General features: G+C 48.2%; 5 protein-coding genes. All 5 read left to right on the forward strand.

What is annotated here, in order from left to right:
- Positions 1–16: 16 nt before the first annotated feature.
- The 5 genes from P2W84_RS06060 to P2W84_RS06080 all read left to right on the forward strand — a co-directional run bounded on the left by P2W84_RS06060 (position 17) and on the right by P2W84_RS06080 (position 6,637).
- Entirely contained in the window at positions 17–1,318 is a 1,302-nt protein-coding gene (locus P2W84_RS06060) for a cytochrome ubiquinol oxidase subunit I (RefSeq protein ID WP_276089225.1), read from the forward strand.
- Positions 1,315–2,352, forward strand: coding sequence for a cytochrome d ubiquinol oxidase subunit II (locus P2W84_RS06065; protein WP_276089226.1), 1,038 nt, complete (start codon positions 1,315–1,317; stop codon positions 2,350–2,352). The genes P2W84_RS06060 and P2W84_RS06065 overlap by 4 nt, the downstream gene beginning before the upstream one ends.
- A gap of 32 nt (positions 2,353–2,384) precedes the next feature.
- Positions 2,385–2,792 carry a hypothetical protein gene (locus tag P2W84_RS06070; protein WP_276089227.1) on the forward strand — a complete coding sequence of 136 codons (408 nt, stop codon included), beginning with the start codon at positions 2,385–2,387 and terminating at the stop codon, positions 2,790–2,792.
- Positions 2,793–2,905: 113 nt separating this feature from the next.
- The gene (locus P2W84_RS06075; RefSeq protein ID WP_276089228.1) at positions 2,906–3,763 is read left to right on the forward strand and encodes a hypothetical protein; all 858 of its coding nucleotides are present in this window, start codon (positions 2,906–2,908) and stop codon (positions 3,761–3,763) included.
- 39 nt (positions 3,764–3,802) lie between these two features.
- Positions 3,803–6,637 carry a TonB-dependent receptor gene (locus P2W84_RS06080; protein WP_276089229.1) on the forward strand — a complete coding sequence of 945 codons (2,835 nt, stop codon included), beginning with the start codon at positions 3,803–3,805 and terminating at the stop codon, positions 6,635–6,637.
- The last annotated feature ends 562 nt before the right edge of the window (positions 6,638–7,199 follow it).

A 7,199-nucleotide genomic window follows, 5' to 3' on the forward strand; every position in this document is an offset into this window, starting at 1 on the left:
CCAATCCAACCCTTCTATGGATGATTTCCTAGCCGCCCGTCTCCAAATGGCCTTTTCTCTTGGCTTTCACATCGTATTTGCCTGTATCGGAATGGTCATGCCCTTTTTCATGTCTGTAGCGCATTTTTACTGGATCAAAACCGGGAAGCCAGTCTACCGTGACCTTACGAAAGCCTGGAGCAGGGGTGTGGCCATATTCTTCGCTACCGGAGCGGTTTCCGGAACCGTGTTGTCCTTTGAGCTCGGGTTGCTCTGGCCAGGCTTCATGGAACATGCCGGGCCGATTTTCGGAATGCCGTTTTCGCTCGAAGGAACAGCTTTTTTTATAGAGGCTATCGCCCTGGGCTTTTACCTTTACGGCTGGGACAAACTCAGACCTTGGTTCCATTGGGGTACAGGTGTTGTTGTCGGGATCAGCGGGTTACTGTCGGGCATCCTGGTCGTTGCCGCTAATTCCTGGATGAACAGCCCCTCCGGTTTTGATTTTGTGGACGGCAAGTACCTCAATATAGATCCGATTGCCGCTATGTTCAATCCTGCCTGGTTTTCCCAGGCGTTGCACATGTGTCTGGCCGCATTTGTTTCCACAGGCTTCGCCGTAGCAGGTGTGCACGCGCTGATGATCCTTCGTGGCAGTCATATTGCATTTCATAGCAAGGCTTTCCGGATCGCCGCCATTTTCGCTGCCGTAGCCGCCTGCCTGCAACCCATCAGCGGCGATATCTCTGCAAAAGATGTGGCAAAAAGGCAACCTGCCAAACTTGCCGCTATGGAAGCCCATTTCCATACGCAAAAACGTGCCCCGCTCATCATCGGCGGCATTCCCGACACTGCGGCCCGCAAAGTCAACTACGCCATTGAACTGCCGGGTATGCTCAGCTTCCTGGCCAGCGGCGATATGGATGCAGAAGTGAAGGGCCTTGACCAGATCCCCAGATCTGAACATCCACCCGTAACCGTTACTCACTTTGCCTTCCAGATCATGGTGGGGCTTGGCACACTCATGATACTGATCGCCGTCCTTTATTTTCTTGTACTCTGGAAAAAGAAACAATGGCTCGATAGACGCTGGATGCTATGGATCTTTGTATATGCCACGCCGCTCGGCTTTATTGCACTGGAAGCAGGCTGGACCGTAACCGAAGTAGGCCGGCAGCCCTGGATTCTGTATGGTATCATGCGGACCGCCGATGCGGTCACTCCAATGCCGGGCATTGCCTATTCCTTTTACTTGTTTACAGCAGTGTACATTTCCCTTTCCCTGATCGTTACCTGGCTCCTATACCGCCAGATCAAACACTTGAAACTAAGCTCATGATCTACGTCGTTATCGTTTTCCTCTGGACATCTATCTTGTTGTACATCCTGCTTGGCGGTGCCGATTTCGGGGCAGGGATTATCGAACTGTTTACTTCGCGGGCCAACCAGCCGAAAACCAGGAAGACCATGTACAAGGCCATAGGCCCCATCTGGGAAGCCAATCATATGTGGCTCATCATTGCCATTGTGATTCTGTTTGTGGGCTTTCCGGTCATTTACGCTACGGTCTCTATCTACCTGCATATCCCGTTGGTCTGTATGCTGCTGGGCATTATTGCCCGGGGCACGGCTTTTGTATTCAGGAACTACGATGCTGTTAAAGACGATATGCAGAAAGTCTACACGCCTATCTTCATGTATTCCAGCCTCATTACTCCGTTGTTCCTGGGCATCATCGCAGGAAGTGCCGTTTCCGGAAAGATCGATCCGGACGCCGGAGATTTCCTTTCTGCCTATATTTTCAGCTGGCTCAACTGGTTTTCCGTAGCGACGGGTGTATTTACAGTAGCGATCTGTGGCTTTCTGGCCTCTATTTTTATCATTGGCCAGACCGACACTGAAGACAGCCGCAGGCATTTCACCAGGAAAGCCAGGGAATGCGTTTTTATCGTCATGTTTGCCGGTGCCCTCGTATTCCTGGCCGCTTATGCAGAAGACGTGCCCCTGATCAACTGGATTTTTGGCGATATACCCGGCCTTGTTGCCATTATTGCGGCCAGCCTTTCACTTGTGGTCATGTTTTACGCTTTTAAGCAGGAAAGACCCATATTGCTACGCATCCTTGCAGGTTTTCAGGTAACCATGATCCTGTTTGCAGCAACCTACAGCCATTTCCCGGACATTGTACTGACCAGGAATGGCAACAATCTTTCCTTGCTTGCCCATGCCGGGCAATCCGGTTCGATCCGCGCGCTAGGTCTGGCCCTGCTCATTGGCAGTGTATTTATCCTGCCCGCACTGGTTTATCTCATTTACATCTTCCAGGTCAGAAAAGGAGGGATGGAAGAAAGTCCGGATAGGAAACATTTTTAAAACAAACTGCCCCCCATGTTCCTTTTTACAGCATGGACAGATTAATTATAGAAGCCAGTCTTGCAGATGTAAGCGGCATTTACCTCTCCAAGCCTGACAGCAGCCATTTTTCTCCGGCGGTAATCCTCGAATTTAAGCCCTCCCATGCCGAACAGGCAGGCAATGCATTTGCCGCCCTTAAAAAGATCGCCGGTGCCGCTGCAATTGAACTTGCCATCTGCAGGACACTTTCGGCAGGTGTTTATGACCTTGAGATCAAGACCGGCAATCTCGATGAACCCGTGCGCATCTGCAACAAAGGTATCGGTCGGGAGACCCTGGAAGCTCTGGAGTCACAGACTTTATTGAATGAAGAATTATTGCTGGGTAGCAATATACTGCCAGCAGAAGACTGGCTCAGGGTACGGGCCGCCCACGTGAAAGACTGCACGCTACCATAGCCCGATTGTAACAAAAATGCGTCATAGCTATTCTTTTGTTTAAGTTGATTAAACCTGTACCACAGTAATGAGTCTTACCCGAAACATTAAAGAAAGGCATTAATCGCACAGATATGAAAAAGACGTATTACAGGGGCATTATCTTAGCAGGCATCTGCCTCGCGTTTTCAGCAGGCATGGCTGTCCAGGCCCAGAAGCTGAAGAATGTACAGGAAGGCGGCGTAGTTGCGCCCGCAGGCATCAGGGTAGATGGAAAGGATACCGAATGGAACAATATATTTCAGGCAGAAAATAAAACCACCAGTCTCTTTTATACCATGAGCAACGACGATAAGAACCTGTATCTGGTCGTTAAGTCTGTCGATGTAGCCAATAATTCGAAGATAATGGCAGGCGGTATTACCCTGGCCATTAATACCGAAGGCAAGAAAAAGGAAAGTGACGCCATTACATTGACTTATCCCCTAATTAACCGCAACAATCCTGGAGGTGGCGAAAGACGTCGCGTGGGTGGTTTTTTCGGTGGTGGCCAGGGAGGTGGTGGTCAGCGTTCTGCAGAACAACGCGACTCTATGATGGCTGCTATGCAGAAAACCCAGCTGGCCCAGGTAAAGGAAATCAAGATCAAAAACTTCAAGAACACCACAGACACGCTGGTTTCTATTTATAACGATCTCGGCATTAAGGCAGTCGCCAGAATCAATGACGATAAGAGCCTTTTTTATGAACTGGCCATTCCATTGGAATCGCTTGGCCTTTCCAGGACATCGCCCAGGGAATTTGCCTATAATGTAAAGCTGAACGGTTTACAGCTCCCCGGGTTAGACGGTGGAGGCTTTGGTGGTGGACGAGGTAATGGCGGTGGCGGCTTTGGTGGCGGCCGTGGGCCGGGTGGCCGTGGACCGGGCGGCATTGACTTTCAGGCACTGACCAGTCCAACCGATTTCTGGGGAAAATATACGCTTAAGTAAGCAGCATCCTTATACCCGACACACCTAAACAACACACAAATGAATCATTTAAAGAATGCTGTTCTTACCGGCCTTTTATTGGCCGCTTCTCTTGTACTGAATGCCCAGGAAAACAACAAGCAAGACCCCCCGCCGCCACTGCCTGTCCGGGAAGTGAGCGGTATCGTTAAAGATACGACTGATCTGGGCGTCATCGGCGCAACCGTAAGCCTTACCTCCGATAAAGATACGCTCAAAACCAGTACCAACAGCGATGGGATCTTTATTTTTAAAAACGTCAGATCGGCCACCTACACCATCGTGGTGCAGAGCATCGGCTATAAAACCACTGCGCCGATGCGCTTCAAACAGAATGACCTTGCGCCGCGTATCGTCATGGACCCGATCATTATGAAGGAAGATAAAAACCTGTTGAATGAGGTCGTTATCAATGGTACTCCTTCCATTACTTATAAAACAGATACTGTAGAGTATAAGGCAAGTGATTATGTCGTGCGTAAGAATGCTACTGTAGATGAACTGCTGAAAAAGATGGAGGGAATGGAAGTAGGTAATGATGGCTCGCTGATCCACCAGGGGCAGAACGTAACCAAGGCCAAGCTTAACGGTAAGGAATACCTGGGCGGTGATCTTGCCAATGCGATAAAAAACCTGCCTGCGGAGATTGTAGATAAGATACAGATTGTTGATGACTACGGCGACCAGGCCGCCAGGACAGGTGTGAAAGATGGTGATCCTGAAAAGATACTCAATATTACCACGCGTACGGACAAATCTGTAGGCAATATGCTGAACGTGAATGCAGCAGCGGGTAACAATGACCGTTATGAAGCAGGTGCGTTCGGTACACGAATTAATGGTAACCAGCAGATCGGTGTAAACGGCAATTTCCGTAACACCGTGAACGGAGTAGCCGGTGACGGTGGCAGAGGCAGGGAAGGAGGCGGTGGCGGGGGCAATGCTACAGGTGGTACGACTACTTCGGGTAATGCCTCGCTGAGTGTGAGGGATAAGATCGGCAAAAAGATCAATTACAACTTCAACTACAATTTCAACGGACGGGATGTCAATACCCTCAACAATAGTTTTTCCAAGTCGGTGACCCGTATCTTAGATCCGGTCACCCAACAGCGACTGGATACGGCTACTTTTGCATCCAGAATGGGGGAGAGTAACAATAACAGCTGGGCGCATACGGTGCGGCTGGAAGTAGAGGCCGACCTTGACAGCAGTAACTTCCTTAGGGTAATTCCCAGTTTTAATTACAGTTCGTCAGGTAATATGCGACGGGATACGGTATTTCAGGATGGTTTCCGGCACCAGGACCAGATCAGCATGAACAATACCGATAACCGGACTCCCAGATTTGGCCTGTCGGTATTTTATCAGCATATTTTTAAGAAACCCAGACGAAACCTGTCCTTCCAGGTAGACCTGAACAGCAATAACCAGGAAAGTGAGCGTCAGCAGGACACAAGGCTGCGCATCTATGGCGACTCACTGGAAACTCCTTCCCTGGCAACGGATTCGCTGGTAAACCGGATTATCGCACGCAGGAATTTACAGGATAATTACCGGGGCAGCCTGACTTATGTGGAACCGCTTACCCTCAACTCTCAACTGGAATTTAATGCTCAGGTAAATTACAACGGTTATGATAACAATGCTACAACGAGGAATATCCTGCCTTCAGGCCTTTCGCAGGTAATCGACTCGCTGAGTAACATCTACGACTATTCTTTTACCCAGGGACGCGTTGCACTGAACTACCGATATGGCATGAGCAATACGTCCAAGATAAGGATATCTGCCGGTATTACCGGTGTTCCTGCACTCCTGCAGGGTACTAAGGTCAGTCTTGGAACCACTACCAGGAGAAGTAGTTTCAATGTCATTCCGATCGCCAGGTTTGAGTACCTCTGGTCAAGACAACACAAAATCGCGTTTAACTATTCGGGCAATGCAGTCGAGCCAAGTTTTGACCAGATACAACCCGTACGCGATGTAACCAACCCCAACAATCCCATCATTGGTAACCCAGACCTGAAAGCTACTTTTGTCCATACGATCCGTACCGATTATAATAACTATATCTCAAACTCGAGATTAAACTATTCGGTAAACGGTGCATTTTCTTTTACAGACAATGCCGTGATCCAGAATAACTTCGACCGTGTAGACAATAGTGGTAAGGCCCCGCTCCGTATTGTAGAGACTTACTTCACCAATATGGACGGTACTTATAATGCGAATGCCAATTATTCGGTCAACAAGCAACTGGACAACCGCAAATACAACATTGCATTTAGCGGCAGGGTAGCTTATGACCACCGCGTCTCGCTGAACAACGGTCAAAAGAACATCAATACGGTAAAGACCTTCATTGAGCGGTTCGGACCCAGGATCAACCCTACTGAATGGTTTGAGATTAATCCTTATGTATCGCATACTTATACGCTTTCCAACAACACACTGTTCAATAACTCAACTGAGCTGAAGACCCTGTCGTTTAACCTTGACGGCCGCGTCTATATCGGGGAGACCTTGCTCTTTGGTTATGACGCCAGTAAGAGTTATGTACGCGGTACAAGCCAGAACGTGAATACCAGTCCGCTGGTGATCAATATGTTTTTAGAGAAGGAACTGTTTAACCGTCGCGGTAAGATCGGCCTGCAGGCCTTTGACATCCTGGCCCAGAACAATTTTGTGAACCTTGATGTAGATGCAAACGGCGGTTATACCCAGACGAGATCAAATGCATTAAGCCGTTATTTTATGCTGCGTTTCAGTATGCGTCTGCAGAAATGGAGTGGTGCTCAAGGCAGAAATGGCAGACCGGTGATGCGCAGGGGAGACGGTAGTTTTATGAATTAAGTGTTTTGAGTGTCAAGTGAGTGTATGCACTAGGTTCTATTGATATACACTGCAGATAAGTTGTGAGAGACTTCGGTATTAGTTCCGGGTTGGACTATCGTTGTACTATTGTTGAACTATGGTTGGACTATCCTTGAACTATCCCTTTGATAGTCCAACCATAGTTCAAGGATATTGCAATCATATGCTAACGATAGTTTAATCCTGAATTTATCCGCTATTTATACCATATATAAAGAGTAATGATAGGGTACATTGGCTTATCTTATTTTTTTAGCTGCGGGGTCAGTCGTTGCTTTCGCTTTTGCGGCATCCAAATTTGCAATTTTTTCTCCTTGTTTATCAGGGGGTTTATGTTTGTGGTGTCAGAAATGTTTGCTGGGTGCTTTGCAGGAGTAAAAAAGATTTCTACTTTTGCACTCCGCTTCGGAAGGAAGGGGTTTGACTGAAAGGCTGGAGGGATGATGGTTGAGTGTGGCTTGATTTGATTTTTGGTTGTTTATCCGGTAACGGGGCAACAAAAAAAAGAAAAAAAAGTTCTTGACGAAGCCAAAAAGATTCC

This window comes from Pedobacter sp. JY14-1, from assembly GCF_029269825.1.
GTDB lineage: Bacteria > Bacteroidota > Bacteroidia > Sphingobacteriales > Sphingobacteriaceae > Pedobacter.